This is a genomic window from Flavobacterium pectinovorum (assembly GCF_900142715.1).
GTDB classification, from domain to species: domain Bacteria; phylum Bacteroidota; class Bacteroidia; order Flavobacteriales; family Flavobacteriaceae; genus Flavobacterium; species Flavobacterium pectinovorum.
The window spans coordinates 576,586-593,713 of sequence record NZ_FRBX01000001.1; the positions used below are offsets into that span (position 1 = coordinate 576,586).

General features: G+C 33.4%; 11 protein-coding genes. 9 read left to right on the forward strand and 2 right to left on the reverse strand.

The genetic code is table 11. The annotated features are described in order from the left end of the window. Positions 1–7: 7 nt before the first annotated feature. Positions 8–2,719 (reverse strand): TonB-dependent receptor, encoded by a 2,712-nt coding sequence (locus BUE22_RS02285; protein ID WP_073393495.1) that lies wholly within the window; start codon positions 2,717–2,719, stop codon positions 8–10. A gap of 321 nt (positions 2,720–3,040) precedes the next feature. Here BUE22_RS02285 and ychF point away from each other — a divergent pair, with 321 nt between their 5' ends. The 9 genes from ychF to BUE22_RS02330 all read left to right on the forward strand — a co-directional run bounded on the left by ychF (position 3,041) and on the right by BUE22_RS02330 (position 15,272). Beyond that, positions 3,041–4,135, forward strand: a complete 1,095-nt coding sequence (gene ychF, locus BUE22_RS02290; protein ID WP_042564141.1) for a redox-regulated ATPase YchF — start codon at positions 3,041–3,043, stop codon at positions 4,133–4,135. 413 nt (positions 4,136–4,548) lie between these two features. Then, positions 4,549–5,223: a TIGR02117 family protein gene (locus BUE22_RS02295; protein ID WP_073394255.1), complete on the forward strand. Its 675-nt coding sequence runs from the start codon at positions 4,549–4,551 to the stop codon at positions 5,221–5,223. A gap of 329 nt (positions 5,224–5,552) precedes the next feature. Continuing rightward, entirely contained in the window at positions 5,553–6,467 is a 915-nt protein-coding gene (locus BUE22_RS02300) for a YihY/virulence factor BrkB family protein (RefSeq protein ID WP_084540193.1), read from the forward strand. A 113-nt stretch (positions 6,468–6,580) separates the two neighbouring features. Further along, a complete protein-coding gene (locus BUE22_RS02305; RefSeq protein WP_073393497.1) occupies positions 6,581–7,105 on the forward strand; it encodes an NADPH-dependent FMN reductase in 525 nt (174 codons plus the stop codon). 4 nt (positions 7,106–7,109) lie between these two features. Beyond that, positions 7,110–8,087: a transglutaminase domain-containing protein gene (locus tag BUE22_RS02310; RefSeq protein WP_073393499.1), complete on the forward strand. Its 978-nt coding sequence runs from the start codon at positions 7,110–7,112 to the stop codon at positions 8,085–8,087. Between the two features lie 99 nt (positions 8,088–8,186). Then, positions 8,187–9,362, forward strand: a complete 1,176-nt coding sequence (pncB, locus tag BUE22_RS02315) for a nicotinate phosphoribosyltransferase (protein WP_073393501.1) — start codon at positions 8,187–8,189, stop codon at positions 9,360–9,362. A gap of 161 nt (positions 9,363–9,523) precedes the next feature. Then, the gene (locus BUE22_RS02320) at positions 9,524–11,398 is read left to right on the forward strand and encodes a DNA topoisomerase IV subunit B (protein WP_042564145.1); all 1,875 of its coding nucleotides are present in this window, start codon (positions 9,524–9,526) and stop codon (positions 11,396–11,398) included. Positions 11,399–11,516: 118 nt separating this feature from the next. Next, positions 11,517–12,524 (forward strand): PDDEXK nuclease domain-containing protein, encoded by a 1,008-nt coding sequence (locus BUE22_RS02325; RefSeq protein ID WP_243396798.1) that lies wholly within the window; start codon positions 11,517–11,519, stop codon positions 12,522–12,524. Between the two features lie 30 nt (positions 12,525–12,554). After that, positions 12,555–15,272, forward strand: coding sequence for a DNA gyrase/topoisomerase IV subunit A (locus BUE22_RS02330; RefSeq protein WP_073393505.1), 2,718 nt, complete (start codon positions 12,555–12,557; stop codon positions 15,270–15,272). Positions 15,273–15,321: 49 nt separating this feature from the next. On the opposite strand, the gene BUE22_RS02335 is transcribed toward BUE22_RS02330, so the two are convergent. Then, on the reverse strand, positions 15,322–17,106 hold the full coding sequence (locus tag BUE22_RS02335; protein WP_073393507.1) for a cytochrome-c peroxidase: 1,785 nt from the start codon (positions 17,104–17,106) through the stop codon (positions 15,322–15,324). Between the last annotated feature and the right edge of the window lie 22 nt (positions 17,107–17,128).

Here is a 17,128-nt window from a genome sequence, read left to right on the forward strand (position 1 = left end):
ATATGAATTAAAATTTATAATTTACAGATAAGTTAAACATCGTTCCTAACTGACTGAAATGGAAACCATCGTAAGTCATTCTTGAATAACGTTGGTTAAATGTAAGTAAGTTAGATTGTTGTTTGGTTTGTACAGGATCAGCTAATAATGCTGCTCCATTTTCATTTTCTGCAACGAATTTCCATTCAGGCAGAACATTAAATAAGTTATTTACATTTAATGCAATTGTAAGTTTTTCAGTAGCACTAAAATTAACACCTAAATCAGTAACAATTTTAGGAATAAATTCAGTTTTTAAGTTAGCTGCCAAATATTCTGCAGAACCAACTGGTGCATTTGGATCATTTGTAGCTAAACCATCCTGATTAAAAGTAGTTTTTCCAAAATATGTATTGTTCAGAGAAAATCCGAATTTACCAATTTCGTAGTTTATACCAAAAATCCATTTTGTCTCAGGTCTTGAAGTAAAAGTCAATGAATTTAAAATATCCCCGAATGAATTGTTAGTTACAGGAGAAATTCTTTTATTTTCTAAAGTAATATTTCCAGATACGTTAAATCCTAATTTACCTTCGCCAATTCCAATATTATTATAATTGGCTACCACATCTAAACCAGAAGTTCTGGAATCGAATGAGTTAGAAAACCAAGCCACGTCTCCAAATTCAGTATCTTGTCTGTCTCCTAATACAATTCTGTCTTCTACTTTAATATTATAGTAATCAATTGTAAAATTGAAGTTTGTAAAAGGTTTTGCACCAATACCAACAGTTATGTTAGTTGATTTTTCAGGATCTAATTGTGGAATTCCTAATTGACGCGCCTGAGGAGAAACGTTATTAATAATACCACTTATTTGAATTCCTTGTCCGGCTACAAATGAGTATTGAGATTTTTGAGTATAAATTTGGTGTAAAGTTGGAGCTCTGAATCCTGTAGAAACTGATCCTCTTAAAGTAATTTTATCGTCAAGAAATTTATATCTTGTACTTGCTTTCCAAACTGTTGCGCCACCAAAATCGCTATATTCTTCATGACGAACTGTTCCGTTTATTAAGAAGTCTTTTGTGATATCATAAGCAACGTCTAAATAAACCCCTACATTGTAACGGTTCCATTTTCCTGAATTTTCAGGTCTGTTTCCTGCAAATGAGTCAGCACCTGTACCATCCCATGAAGCTTTATCACCTTCCATAACGGTAAAATATTCAGATCTAAATTCAGTACCAAAACCAATACTGATTTTGTCAGATATAATTTTAGAAACATCAATATTTCCAACCAGGTGATTAAAAGATGTTCCTCCTGGTTTAAACGAAATTGGGCTGTTTTCTCTGTAAACATTGTTTCCGTCTGCATCAAGAATCGAAGATCTGTTTACTGAGTTGTTTACCGAATAAACTTGTTTGTTACCCCCAACTGTTATACTTGCGTCTGTGTTCCATCCATTTTTAACGGTTTTAAAACCTAAAGTACCATTATAATCACTTAAATCTCCTTCGAAGGTTGGGCCATATCCATCATAAGAAGGATTTACGTCATCACCATTTCCGAAGAAATCATTCAAATAAGGATCATCAGACAAAGGTCTCCAATAAGGTGTTCTGAAATTCGCAAACGAGTTTACTTTTTTGTAAACATAGGCAGCATTATAATACAAACTTGTATTATCACTAATTTCGTTTCCACCATTAATAAGAAATTTTGCAGCAGCTGTTTCAGGCGAACCATTAATGTTTCTTGCATCAGGATATCTGCTTAAGAATTCATTTACGGTTGCAACAGCAGCTGGTGATCCGTCTAAAAAGTCATTTGCTTCACCCTGAGCATCAACTGTTCCAGGTCTGTTAGCTAAATTTACTTTAGAGAAATCTATAGTGTAATTCAAAAAGCCTTTTTCGCCAACAGTAGTTCCTTGGTTTAAACTTACACCCAGCATTTCTCCATCACCTTCAGAAGTAATTCCGCTTCTTACAGTCAAAGATCCATCAGTTCTGTTTTTCTTTAAAATAATGTTCATTACACCCGCAATCGCATCAGATCCGTATTGAGCAGAAGCCCCATCACGAAGAATCTCAACTCTTTCGATAGCGTCTGTAGGAATCGCAGAGATATCTGCACCCGTTTCTCCACGTCCCGGAGAAGTTTGCACATAAAGCAATGAACTTAAGTTTTTACGTTTACCATTAATAAGGATTAAAGTTCTGCTTGGTCCCATGTTTCTAATTTCGTACGGATCCAGTAATGATGTAGCATCATTTACAGGAGTTTGTACTGTGTTAAAAGACGGAATCTTGTACTGCAAAGCCTTATCAAATGTGGCCTGTCCTGTGGCTGTTAAATCTTTGGAAGATAAAACATCAATAGGTAAAGCACTTGTTGTATTACTTCTGGCTGCGGTTCTGGAACCTGTAACAACAACTTCATCCAAATTTTGGCCTCCTTCTTCAGATAAAGCAACATCAATTTGAGGAGAGTTTGCCAGCCTGGTTACGCTGTTATACCCCATGTAAGTAAAAATTAATGAAGCTCCTTCTTTAACTGTAATTTTATAGGATCCGTCACTATCTGTAGACACCCCATTATTAGTACCCTTTTCGACAATGTTAACACCAGGCAGCGGTGTGCCTGTATTGTCTTTTACTACACCAGAAATTTGCTGTTGTGCAAAAATGACGACTGTGTTAAATAGAAATAATAGAATTGCAATTTTTTTCATGTTTAATCTAATTTTGGTTAAAATTTGTATGTTGGTTTGTTAAATATTGTGATAAAAATAGCGTTATTTAACAAAACATTATAAAAAAGTTTGATTTTTTTTAAGAAAAGTCGTAAAAAAACATATATCGTCATTTTTTGTTTACTTAAGAGGTATTAAATCTTATATTTGCAAAATTTTAAGGCTAAAATCTATCATTTTAGCAAAAAATTAAAAAGAAGAAAAAACGTTCAAATCAGAGGCTAAATATTTGATACATAAATCAATAATGACGGCGTCTGACAGAGATAAAATCAAATAAAAAACAAATATTATCTACATATGAAAGCAGGAATTGTAGGATTACCAAATGTTGGAAAATCGACTTTATTTAATTGTTTGTCGAATGCAAAAGCACAAAGTGCGAATTTTCCGTTTTGTACAATCGAACCTAATATTGGTGTTGTTAACGTTCCGGATCCAAGAATTAACAAATTAGAAGAGTTGGTAAAACCAGAACGTGTGCAAATGGCAACTGTTGATATTGTAGATATCGCAGGTTTGGTAAAAGGTGCGAGTAAAGGTGAAGGACTTGGAAATCAGTTTTTAGGAAACATCAGAGAGTGTAATGCTATTATTCACGTTTTACGTTGTTTTGATAATGATAATATTGTACACGTTGACGGAAATGTAAACCCAATTCGTGATAAAGAAACTATCGATATCGAATTACAGTTGAAAGACTTAGAAACCGTTGAAAAACGTTTGGAAAAAGTAAATCGTGCCGCTAAAACCGGAAATAAAGAAGCACAGACTGAAAAAGCACTTTTAGACAGAATCAGAGAATCATTATTGCAGGCTAAATCAGCTCGTACTGTTGTGCCTCAAGGAAATGATGAAGAAGTTTTAATGGAATCTTTTCAGTTGATTACGGCAAAACCAGTTTTATACGTTTGTAATGTTGACGAAAATTCAGCTGTAAACGGAAATAAATATGTAGATCAGGTTCGTGAATTAGTAAAAGACGAAGATGCTGAAGTTATTATCCTTTCTGTAGGAGCAGAGGCTGATATTACAGAATTAGAAAGCTACGAAGAGCGTCAGGTTTTCCTTGAAGATATGGGATTAACAGAACCGGGAGCATCAGTTTTAATTCGTGCAGCTTATAAATTATTGAAACAGCAAACTTACTTTACAGCAGGTGTAAAAGAAGTTCGTGCCTGGACCATCAACATTGGAGCTACAGCGCCACAAGCAGCCGGAGTTATTCATACTGATTTTGAAAAAGGATTTATTCGTGCAGAAGTTATTTCATACGAAGATTACGTTCAGTACGGTTCTGAAGCAAAAGCAAAAGAAGCAGGAAAATTCAAAGTAGAAGGAAAAGAATATGTTGTAAAAGATGGTGATGTAATGCACTTCCGTTTCAACGTTTAATTTTTTTTTAAGAGAATAGAACTTTAGAGAATAGAATAAAGAATAAAGAATAAAGAGAATAGATAGAACTGCTGGAGAAATTCAGCAGTTTTTTTGTGTTTAAAAATTACAAATGTCAGGGTTCGAAGCCCTTCAAAGTAGAAAAAGCCTTCGATTCCGCTCAGGATGACATTCATTTTTAAAATAAGATCTGCAAAATCTGCGTGAAAAAATAAACACAGCATAAAAATAAAAATCCGTCAAAATCCGCGTTTTCGCTTTAGCGAATCCTCGTCATCAGCGTTGAATTTTTTAACGCAATCCAGTTTCTCCCATCAATAAAAATCAATAAAAATTTAAAGTTTAATTTTTTGGCTCAAAAATTGGTTATCAGAAAAAAGTATATTTTTAACAACCAAAAACAAACCAATCAAATGCTAAAAACTTTCAAAATTCTGGGCTGGACTATTCTTGCCATTATTACTTTTCTTGTCCTATATATAATTGCAGTTTATCTGATTTCTAAAATTACCGTTAACTCGGATAGCGCATTTATTAAAGAACAAAAAACAATTCCAATTTATATTCTCTCCAACGGCGTTCATACAGATATTGTCGTTCCTGTAGTAAATGATATAAAAGACTGGCGCAACCAAATTCAGTTTAGCCAGACACAATCCAAAGATTCTTTGATGAATTATATCGCTTTCGGCTGGGGCGATAAAGGATTTTATCTCGACACGCCCGAATGGTCAGATTTGAAAACCAGTACAGCCTTAAAAGCGGCATTCGGAGTCAGTTCATCAGCGATGCACACTACATTTTTCAAACAATTAAAAGAGGGTGAAGATTGTAAGCGAATTTTAATCTCTAAAGAAAACTATCAAAAGCTGGTTTCTTATATTTCAGAAAGTTTTAGTAATCCAACAAATCCGGAATGGATTGAAGGACACAGCTACGGAAAAAAAGATGCTTTTTATGAAGCAAAAGGAAGTTACAGTCTGTTTTACACTTGTAACACCTGGGCGAATAATGCGTTGAAAGCCGCCAATCAAAAAGCCAGTTTATGGACGGTTTATGATAAAGGGATTTTTTGTCATTATAAATAAATCGTTTTTATTTAATATGTAGTCCCTACGGGACAAAAATGGTCAACGATAATATCTTTCTACCAATATATAATCTCTATGAGATATTATTTTTATAGATTATATCAAAAGGATTGTATTAAATAACTCTGTTTAATACTCTGTTAGAAGTTAGATATTGGTAGAAAAAAGAATACATTTTATAAATGTCCATAGGGACTATATAAAATCACAACAAAGAATTCAATATAAATAAACATGGTAAAAATGTAAAATTTGCTCAAAAAGCAACAATTCAAAATTTTAACTTATTACTTAAATTTGAGAGAATATCCAAAAATCGAAGTATCGTGAAAATTAAGAATATATTCTCCAAAACGTGGTTTCTGCTCAAGAATACCTTTTTAGAATTTAATGATGACAACGCTATTAAACTTAGTGCAGCATTATCCTATTATACCATTTTTGCATTGCCGCCCTTATTGATTATTATCATAACAATTTGCGGTTTTTTCTTTGGTGAAGAAGCAGTAACGGGACAATTATACGGACAGATTAACGAGATGGTTGGAAATGAAGCAGCAATTCAGATTCAGGAAGCTATAAAAAACGTACAACTTTCCGGAAGTAATGTTTTTGCAACCGTTTTTGGTATTGTAATGTTACTAATAGGGGCTTCGGGGGTTTTTGCAGAAATACAAAGTTCCATTAATTTTATTTGGGGTTTGCGAGCAAAACCAGACAAAGGCCTTAAGAAATTCATACAAAACAGATTAATGTCATTTTCAATGATTGCTTCGGTTGGATTTTTAATGCTCGTTAGTCTTTTGGTAAATACAACTCTAGATTTGGTAAGTACCCGTTTAAAAATATACTTCCCGGAAAGTACTGTTTATTTGTTTTACGTCGTAAATATTTTCATTGTTTTGGCTAGTATTACGCTTCTTTTTACCATTATTTTCAGAACATTGCCAGACGGAAAAATAAGATGGAAAGATGCAATTATCGGTTCATCAGTTACGGCTGTACTTTTTATGATTGGTAAATTTGCTATAGGGTTTTATTTAGGAAGCTCCACAGTGGCGTCAGTTTATGGTGCGGCAGGTTCTGTAATTATTATTTTGGTTTGGGTGTATTATTCAGCAATAATTCTGTATTTTGGGGCAGAATTTACCAAAGTATACGCTAAGTCATACGGAGGAAAAATTTATCCAAATGAATATTCAGTAGAAATACAGAAAGAGATTTTTGAAATAGAAAAATAAGATATTACCACAGATTTTTACAGATTAGAAGGATTTCGCTATGATATTTTTAATCTGTAGAATGTAATCTGTGGCAAGAACTTTGCTGTCAGATATAACACAAATACCACAATATGAAAATTATAGCCTTTGGAGGAAGTAATAGTCAACAATCAATCAATAAAAAACTGGCAACTTATGCTGCAGGTTTAATTGAGAATGGAGAAGTTGAAATTTTAGATTTAAATGATTTCGCAATGCCATTATTCAGCGTTGATTTAGAGAAAGAAATCGGTCAGCATGAAAAAGCAAAAGCGTTTTTAGCCAAACTGGCAAGCGCAGATATTTTAGTCGTTTCTTTGGCTGAAAATAATAACAACTACTCAACAGCCTTTAAAAATATATTCGATTGGTCTTCCCGAATTACGAAAGAAGTTTTTCAGCAAAAACCAATGTTACTAATGGCAACTTCGCCGGGTACAAGAGGCGGAGCTTCTGTTTTAGAAATTGCGCGTAATGCTTTGCCAAGATATGGAGCCGAAATAAAAGCTACATTTTCGTTACCGGCCTTCAATGCTAATTTCGATTTAGAAAAAAATCAAATTTCTAACGCTGAATTAGACAAAGAATTAAAAGATATTATAAAAGATTGTTTCTAATTTTATGACACCAAAAAAGATTGTTTTTTTACTCCTTATAAATGTTATTTTCCTGTATTCTTCATTTGCACAAAAATATAATGCAGTTGATAACATCGTTTTAAAATACCCAAAAAGTTTTAGTACAACCGAAAAATTGGCAGAGAGAATCGAAAAGGATTTTACCTCTGATTACGACAAAGCGAGAGCAATTTATAGCTGGATTGCTCTTAATGTAAGGTATGATTATGCTGCGTTTTTGAATCCTCCAAAAACGCAGGGCTTTAGCTATCGTTCAGAAGCCGAAAAACAAAGAAAGATTCAGGCGCTGAATGATCAAATGGTTGAAAAAGCATTTAAGTCTAAAAAAGCCGTTTGCGAAGGTTTTACGGTTTTGTATCAACATTTGGCTTCATTAGTTGGAATTAAATGTGAAATTGTTCGTGGAGATTCTAAAACCAGATTAGTAGATATTGGACGAAAAAATACTTCTTCAAATCATGCATGGAATATGGTTTTGATTGATAAAAAATGGAGATTGGTAGACGTTACCTGGGGCCAAGGCTATTATGACAGCAGCAAAGGCCGAATGGCAAATGATTTTTCTTCTGTTTATTTTGATACCGATCCTGATTATTTTTTTGCCAAACATTTCCCAGATTCCGAATCTTATTTAGGTGATAAATTAAGCAAAGAAGATTTCCTGAATGGACCTTTAATTTATAATAAAACAATTGAAAAAGATTATAAAATCAAATCGCCGGATTCTGGAATAATTGAAGTAAGAAATGGCGATAAAATCACTTTTGAAATCAAAAACATTTCAAAATCAGATCAGTTTTATTATTTAAACAAAAGAAATCAACCCGTTAAAATCACTAACGGAAGAGAGAGAAAAGGCGGTTTAGAGTTTCAGATAACTTTTGATAATACAATAGGAGAGTATATTACTTTTTTTGTAGATACAAATAGTATTGCAGCCTTTAAAATAGTTTCAAAGTAAGATTTTTTAAGCAAAGTTGATTTATATCATTTTCTTCTTTTACCGAATTGGCGTATCTTAGCTGTTACGGATTTGAAAAAATATATAGCAACTTGCCTTATGGAAACAACTTTTTTGAAATCAATTTTAGATAATGATTTCTACAAATTTACGATGCAGCATGCCGTAATCAGACTTTTTCCAAAGGCTAAAGTGCGTTATGGATTTATAAATCGCGGCAAACATGTTTTTCCGCCCGGTTTTGCAGATTTGCTTCGAAAATCGGTTGATGCCATGGCAGATTTGCGGCTAACAAAAGATGAAAAGCATTATCTGTCACATTACTGTCCATATCTCGATCCTACTTATTTAGATTTTTTACAGGGATATAGTTTTGATCCGGCAGAAGTTAAAATTACTCAGGAAGGTTCAGAAATTAAAGTTGTTGTAGAAGGTTTTTGGTACCGAACCATTTTATGGGAAGTGCCTTTAATGGCTTTGATTTCTGAACTTTTTTATAAATCAAATCACTTAATTCGACTGAATGATGAGGCTATAAAAACCCTCACTAAAAATAAGATTGACAACTATAATAAATTAGGGGTTTCTGTTTTAGAATTTGGTACAAGAAGGCGTCATTCTTATGATGTACATGTTTTGGTCAACGAAACGCTGCAAACTTTTGGCTCAGAAAGTTTCATCGGAACAAGCAATGTCCATTTTGCTATGCTCAACAACAAACGCCCTTTAGGAACTCACGCACACGAATGGTTTATGTTTCATGCCGCACAATACGGTTTTAAAATGGCAAATTCGATAAGTCTCGAACATTGGACAGAAGTTTATGGCGGTGACCTCGGAATCGCTTTAACAGATACATACACAACAGATATATTTTTCAATCAGTTTGATAAAAAATACTCTAAACTTTTTGATGGTGTAAGGCACGATAGTGGAGATCCTGTTGAGTTTGCTCAAAAAGTAATTTCTCATTATGTCAAAATGGGAATAGATCCAAAATCTAAAGCTATTGTTTTCTCAGATTCGCTTAATTTTGATAAAGTAAAAACGATCGCGGACTTTTGTAAAGACAAAATTAAAATGTCATTTGGCATCGGAACCAATTTTACTAATGATGTTGGATTGCCTTCCATGAATATGGTAATAAAATTAACCGACACAAAGCCAGATAATACCCATTGGCAGGGCGTCGTGAAGCTTTCTGACGAAAAAAACAAAAATACGGGAACTCCCGAAATGATTGCTTTGGCAAAAGAAGTCCTGGGAATCAAATAGTATTTTTTTATTTTAGAACTGATATTTTCTACTTTTAAAGTCTGTATTATTTTAAAATCAATTTAAATAGAATTCAAAGCTGTTATTATTCGTAACAAAAAGAAAATACGCTTTTATTTTTTAGCTAGAAATGGTACATTAGCCGAAAATCCAATTCATTTATGCTAGAGCAAAATCAATATAACGAAGATAATATCCGATCACTCGACTGGAAGGAGCATATTCGTATGCGTCCGGGAATGTATATCGGAAAATTGGGAGATGGATCTTCGCCGGATGATGGTATTTATATTCTATTAAAAGAGGTTTTAGATAACTGTATCGATGAGTTCGTCATGGGCTCCGGAAAAACGATTGAAGTTACCATCAAAGATAAAACGGTTTCGGTTCGTGATTACGGACGTGGAATTCCGTTAGGAAAAGTAGTAGATGTAGTTTCGAAAATGAATACCGGAGGAAAGTACGATTCTAAAGCTTTTCAGAAATCTGTTGGTCTAAACGGTGTCGGAACAAAAGCGGTAAATGCACTTTCAAACTATTTTCGTGTAGAATCTGTTCGTGATGACAAACAAAAAGCAGCAGAATTTTCAGGAGGAAATCTGGTTCTTGAAGAAGATGTAATCGAGACAACCAAACGTAAAGGAACAAAAGTAACTTTTACGCCAGATGAAACGATCTTCAAAAACTACAAATTCCGTATGGAATATGTTATTAAAATGGTCAAAAACTACTGTTATCTAAACAATGGTTTAACGATTATTTTTAATGGCGAAAAATACATTTCTGAGAATGGTCTTAGAGATTTATTAGAAGAAACCATTAATGAAGATGATTTAGAATATCCGATCATTCATTTGAAAGATCATGATATCGAAATCGCTTTAACACACAGTAAAACACAATATAGCGAAGAATATCACTCTTTTGTAAACGGACAAAATACGACACAAGGAGGAACGCATTTGGCGGCTTACAGAGAAGCAATTGTAAAAACCATTCGTGAGTTTTACAACAAAAACTTTGAAGCTTCAGACGTTCGTAAATCGATTGTAAGTGCGATTAGTATTAAAGTTATGGAACCGGTTTTTGAGTCTCAGACCAAAACAAAATTAGGTTCTACAGATATGGGTTCTGATGATGGAACGCCTGCGGTTTCGGTTCGTACTTTTGTAAATGACTTTGTTAAGAACAAACTTGACAATTATTTGCACAAAAATCCGCCAACAGCAGAAGCTTTGTTACGTAAAATTTTGCAGGCAGAACGCGAAAGAAAAGAGTTATCAGGAATCAGAAAACTGGCAACAGATCGTGCAAAGAAAGCCAATCTTCATAATAAAAAATTAAGAGATTGCAGAGCGCATCTTCCGGATACAAAAAACCCTAGGAACTTAGAAAGTACACTTTTTATTACCGAGGGAGATTCGGCTTCCGGATCGATCACCAAATCGCGTGATGTAAATACACAAGCCGTTTTTAGTTTGCGTGGTAAGCCTTTGAATTCCTACGGAATGACGAAAAAAATCGTTTATGAAAATGAAGAATTCAATTTATTGCAAGCTGCTTTAGATATCGAAGACGGACTGGAAAAACTACGTTACAACAATATCGTAATCGCAACCGATGCCGATGTCGACGGAATGCACATTCGTTTGTTGTTGATTACTTTCTTTTTGCAATTCTTTCCCGAATTAATCAAAGAAGGGCATTTATACATTTTGCAGACACCGCTTTTCAGGGTTCGAAATAAAAAAGAAACCATCTATTGTTATTCTGAAGAAGAGAGAAGAGACGCCATCGAAAAACTAAAACCAAAACCGGAAATCACTCGATTTAAAGGTTTGGGAGAGATTTCTCCGGATGAGTTTAAAAACTTTATTGGAGAAACGATTCGTCTTGACCCAATTATGATGGATAAAAATACTTCGATAGAGCAATTATTGTCGTTCTATATGGGGAAAAATACCCCGGACAGGCAAGAATTCATTATCAAGAATTTGAAGGTGGAGTTGGATACGATTGAAGATGTTGCTATTTAAAAAAAAATAAAAAAGTATAATATTGCCAAACGATCTTCAAAATAAAGTTATATTTCATCAAGTTGCCGAGTTACTTCAAAATGCCCGACAACAGGTTTTGCGTACGGTAAATTCAACAATGACTATTACCTATTTTGAAATAGGAAAAATTATCGTTGAAGAAGAGCAAAATGGAAAAGATCGTGCTGAATATGGGAAACAGCTTTTAAAAAATCTTTCTAAACAATTGACAAAGGAGTTTGGAAAAGGGTTTTCTATCAGGAATTTAGAGCAAATAAGACAATTCTATATTATTTATTCAAAATCCGAATCATTGACTCGGATTTTAGGGATTAAAAATACGCAGTCACTGACTGCGGAATTCAAATCTCAAAAAACGCAGACAGTGTCTGCGGAATTCAAGAAACTAGATTATCAAACCTTGGATTCATTTTTTAAATTGACTTTTAGCCATTATATTTTTTTAATGAGAATTGATGATGAAAAAGAAAGATGTTTTTATAAGATAGAATCTGAAAAACACAATTGGAGTGTAAGGGAATTAAAACGTCAGTATGATTCGGCACTTTATACAAGATTAGCATTAAGCAGAGATAAAGAAGGTATTTTGAAACTTTCAGAAGAAGGTCAGATTATCGAAAAACCTAAAGATCTTATTAAAGATCCTTATATCTTAGAGTTTTTAGGATTGCCTGAATTGCCTCAATATTCAGAATCACAGCTCGAAGAAGAAATAATAAATAAACTAGAACATTTTTTATTAGAACTAGGTCATGGTTTTACTTTCGTTGGAAGACAACAAAGAATTACTTTTGATGATAAACATTTTAGAATTGATTTAGTTTTTTATAATAGAATATTAAAATGTTTTGTTCTTATTGATTTAAAAATAGGAGAATTAAAGCATCAGGATTTAGGGCAGATGCAAATGTATGTAAACTATTATGATAGAGAAATGCGATTGGAAGATGAAAATAAAACTATCGGAATTATCCTCTGTCAAAATAAAAGTGAAGCTGTAGTTAAATATACATTACCTGAAAATAACGAACAAATTTTTGCAAGTAAATACAAGACAATATTGCCGAGTGTTGAAGTTTTAAAAGAGCTCATCGAAAACAAATAATATAAAATTTATAATTTCGAATATAAATAAATGAAAGACGAAGAAGACGATAACATAATTCCAAACGACGACGAAAATAATTCAGACGAAAACCAACTTGATGAAAATCAGGAAGGAGACGATGAAATTATTGACGTAGACGCTAAACATTTTGAAGGACAGCATTTTTACGAGAATAAGGAAGAAGAAGGAGAAGACGTTATTACGAAAGTAACGGGAATGTACAAAGACTGGTTTCTTGATTATGCTTCTTATGTAATTCTTGAACGTGCAGTTCCGGCGATTGAAGATGGTTTTAAACCAGTTCAACGTCGTATTATGCACTCTCTGAAAGAGTTGGATGATGGTCGTTATAATAAAGTTGCCAATGTTGTAGGACACACCATGCAGTATCACCCTCACGGAGATGCGAGTATTGGTGATGCAATGGTGCAAATTGGTCAGAAAGATTTATTGATTGACTGTCAGGGAAACTGGGGAAATATCTTAACGGGCGATGGAGCTGCGGCTTCTCGTTACATCGAGGCACGTTTATCTAAATTTGCTTTGGAGGTTTTATATTCGCCGAAAATTACAGATTGGGGAGTTTCATACGATGGTCGTCGTGCAGAACCAAACAATCTTCCGGTAAAGTTTCCGTTGCTTTTGGCACAAGGAGCAGAGGGAATTGCGGTTGGTCTTTCGACTAAAGTTTTACCTCACAACTTCAATGAATTAATTGATGCTTCGATCAAAATTTTAAAAGGAAAAGCATTTACATTATATCCTGATTTCATGACACAAGGTATTGCCGATGTGTCAAATTACAATGACGGATTGCGTGGCGGGCGTGTTCGTGTTCGTGCGAAAATTTCACAATTAGACAAGAACACTTTGGTGATTACGCAAATTCCGTTTTCGACCAATACGACTACTTTGATTGACAGTATTTTGAAAGCCAATGATAAAGGTAAAATCAAAATCAAGAAAATTGAAGACAATACGGCGGCTGATGTTGAAATTTTAATTCACTTGTTTCCAGGCGTTTCTCCAGATAAAACTATTGATGCTTTATTTGCTTTTACAGCTTGCGAAACTTCTGTAGCACCTTTGGGTTGTGTTATTGAAGACAATAAACCTTTGTTTATCGGAGTTTCTGAAATGTTGAAAATTTCAACGCACAGAACAGTAGATTTACTTCGTCAGGAATTAGAAATTCAGTTAGAAGAATTAAAAAATAAATGGCATTTCTCGACTTTAGAGAAAATCTTCATTCGCGAAGAAATGTACATTGATTTCAAATTGTATTCTGATAGAGAATCTCTTTATAAATATTTATACGATCGATTTGAGCCTTTCAAAAAATCATTCGTCAGAGAAATTAATGACGATGATTTACAGCGTTTGACTCAGATTCCGATGATTCGTATTACCCGTTTTGACTCTGATAAAGCCGATGATTTTATCGCTAAGTTAGAGGATGAAATGAAGGAAGTAGAGCATAATTTAGAAAACCTGACTGATTTTGCAATTGCATACTTTACTAAATTAAAAGAGAAATACGGAAAAGGTCGCGAGCGCCAGACAGAACTTCGTGTTTTTGATAATGTTGAGGCTACAAAAGTAGTTTTAAGAAATACAAAACTTTACGTAAATCGCGAAGAAGGTTTTGTTGGAACAAGCTTGAAAAAAGATGAATATCTTACGGATTGTTCTGATATTGATGATGTTATTGTGTTTCTACGTGATGGAAAAATGCTTGTAACAAAAGTTGATGCAAAGACATTTGTTGGAAAAGATATTATTCATGTTGCTATTTTTGATAAGAGTGATAAACGTACGATTTACAACATGATTTATCGTGATGGAAAATCAGGGCCTTCATACATTAAACGTTTTAATGTGTCGGGCGTAACGCGTGATAAGCCTTATGATTTAACCAACGAAACAGCTGGTTCCCAGGTGGTTTATTTTTCGCATAACCCAAATGGAGAAGCTGAGGTAATTACCATCTTATTACGTCAGGTTGGAACGATCAAAAAATTGAAATTTGATATTGATTTTGCCAAACTAGCCATTAAAGGACGTGCATCAAAAGGAAATTTGGTAACCAAATATCCTATCAAGAAAATTGAATTAAAAGAAAAAGGAATTTCAACTCTATTACCAAGAAAAGTTTGGTTTGATGATACCGTAAAACGTTTGAATGTTGATGCAAGAGGAGAATTATTAGGTGAGTTTAAACCAAGTGATAAAATCTTGATTATTAATCAAAGTGGTAAACTGAAAGTTATAATTCCGGAGTTATCGACACATTTTGATGAAGATATGATTGTGTTGGAAAAATGGAATCCTAAGAAACCAATTTCTGCTATTTATTATGACGGAGAAAAAGAGCGTTACTATTTGAAACGCTTTTTAGTCGAAAATGAAGGAAAAGAAGAAAGTTTCATTACAGAACATCCAAATTCGCAATTAGAAATTGTTTCGACAGATTATCGTCCGATGGCACAATTGGTTTTTGCTAAAGTAAAAGGAGTTCAAAAAGAAGATTTACATATTGATGTTGAGGAATTTATAGCTGTAAAAGGTTTTAAAGCTTTAGGAAATCAGTTAACAACTGAAAAACTTAAACAAGTTAATTTATTAGACCCGCTACCTTACGAAGAGCCTGTTGAAGAAATTCCTGAAACGCCGGAGATTTCAGAGGATGATTCGGTTGAAACAGAATTAGATGACGACGGCCAGATTGGTTTAGTTTTGGAATAAATTTTAAAAAAGCGCTAAGATTTTCTTAGCGCTTTTTTTACAATATCTTTTACTGATATCTTTTATCAGTCAGTGTTTTCATAAAGGCAACAAGAGCCTTTTCTTCCTTTTTATTCAACTTTAATTCATCAAAAGGAAGTGTTTGGTTTTCTACTTCATATCCCAGACCTTTTCCACCGCCTTTATTGTAAAAATCAACAACTTCTTCCAGAGTTTTGAAAACTCCGTTATGCATGTATGGAGCTGTAATTGCAATATTTCTAACTGTCGGAGTTTTGAATGCTCCAATTAGCTGCGGCATTTTATTATATAAATAACGACCAGAATCCGGGCTCAGTTTTTTTCCGTTTGCTTCAGCAGGAGTTCCAATAACTTCATGTTCGGTTTTTGAGTAGTTTGGCGGAACAGTTCCGTTAAACAAAGGCGTAAAATGACAAGTTGCACATTTGGCTTTGCCCATAAAAAGATTCATTCCTTCAATTTCTTCATTATTCAATGCATTTTTTTCTCCTCTCATGTAAAGATCAAATCTCGAATCAAAAGAATTTAAAGATCTGACATAACTGGCAATAGCATTTTGAATTTGCCACGCCTCAGGTTTAGTAGTTTTTGGGAATGCTTTTTGAAATAATTTTATATAATCCTGATCTAATAAAATTTTTGCATGAATACTTTCCATAGAGCCATGCATTTCATCCTTATTTTGAATAACATCAATACTTTGCTTTTCTAAATCCAGCTGACGCATATCCCAAAATTGAGCATTTTGTAATGAGGCATATGTTAGCGTAGGAGTGTTTCTTGCTAAATTGATTCCTGTTAATGAAAGATTTGTTTTTAAGCCATCTGTAAAAGCTTTTTCCGGATGATGACAAGAGGCACAACTTCTGTCATTGTTTTTAGAAAGGCTTTTGTCATAAAATAATTTTTCTCCTAAAGTTGCTTTGTCAGCCGTAAAATTATAATCTTTTGAAAGAACAAATCCATTTACATCAAAAGCATCTTTATCAAATAAAGTAGCAATACTAGGTTTTAAGGGACTATTCTTTGTTACAATTTTTATATTCTCCTGCTGTTGAAAAAATTTAATTTTCTTTGAAATTGGATTTAAATACTCGGTTATAAAAAAAACCCTGTTGAAAGCGTTGAAGTTATTATTGTCAACACAATACTTTTGCGCTTTAAGTGTTAGCTTTTTTAAATCTGCCAGTATTTTACTATTTGAGTTTATTTTTTCAAATATAACCGGAATCTCTATTAAGCTTTGACTGGTTTCAGGAATTGAAGATTGTAAAACAGGACTGTCAAAACCAGTGATTCCTAAAGCAATGATTCTGTAAACGTTTTGTTGTACCGCATCTAAAACATAATTATTACTAATTGTTATAACTTCAAAAGTGCTTTGTACCTGTTTAATATTCGATTTAAAAATATTGAGTTCTCTGATTAGATTTTCTTTATTTTCAATTCCATATTCAGGATAGATCAATTCTTCCATTACCTGAAAACCATGTGGTTCAAACGACCTGTTTTCTTCAAGTTCCATTTCGTCCAATGCAGGTCCATTCATAAATCTGGCTGTTTCAGGAATGAAATATTCAATCGCCCATTCTGTTTTTTTATAAGCAAGACGAGACTTTTTAAACTGTTCCAGAATTTCTTTTTGTGATTTATTATGATCTGCAAGATTTATAAATTTTTCAATTTCATTGTTTAATTTGCTTAAATCAACTAATATATCCTGTTTAATGGTGGTTTGTGAAACCTTATTTTCTTTGCATGAAAAAAACAAGCAAAGCGATAAAAAGAGAAGAATAAAATGTTTCAATTTCATAATATTACTATAAAAGAAAACA

Bases quoted from the DNA above. Each gene is read 5' to 3' on its own strand.
- BUE22_RS02285 (WP_073393495.1), bottom strand. From the start codon at position 2,719: ATGAAAAAAATTGCAATTCTATTATTTCTATTTAACACAGTCGTCATT.
- ychF (WP_042564141.1), top strand. From the start codon at position 3,041: ATGAAAGCAGGAATTGTAGGATTACCAAATGTTGGAAAATCGACTTTA.
- BUE22_RS02295 (WP_073394255.1), top strand. From the start codon at position 4,549: ATGCTAAAAACTTTCAAAATTCTGGGCTGGACTATTCTTGCCATTATT.
- BUE22_RS02305 (WP_073393497.1), top strand. From the start codon at position 6,581: ATGAAAATTATAGCCTTTGGAGGAAGTAATAGTCAACAATCAATCAAT.
- BUE22_RS02310 (WP_073393499.1), top strand. From the start codon at position 7,110: ATGACACCAAAAAAGATTGTTTTTTTACTCCTTATAAATGTTATTTTC.
- pncB (WP_073393501.1), top strand. From the start codon at position 8,187: ATGGAAACAACTTTTTTGAAATCAATTTTAGATAATGATTTCTACAAA.
- BUE22_RS02320 (WP_042564145.1), top strand. From the start codon at position 9,524: ATGCTAGAGCAAAATCAATATAACGAAGATAATATCCGATCACTCGAC.
- BUE22_RS02325 (WP_243396798.1), top strand. From the start codon at position 11,517: ATGACTATTACCTATTTTGAAATAGGAAAAATTATCGTTGAAGAAGAG.
- BUE22_RS02330 (WP_073393505.1), top strand. From the start codon at position 12,555: ATGAAAGACGAAGAAGACGATAACATAATTCCAAACGACGACGAAAAT.
- BUE22_RS02335 (WP_073393507.1), bottom strand. From the start codon at position 17,106: ATGAAATTGAAACATTTTATTCTTCTCTTTTTATCGCTTTGCTTGTTT.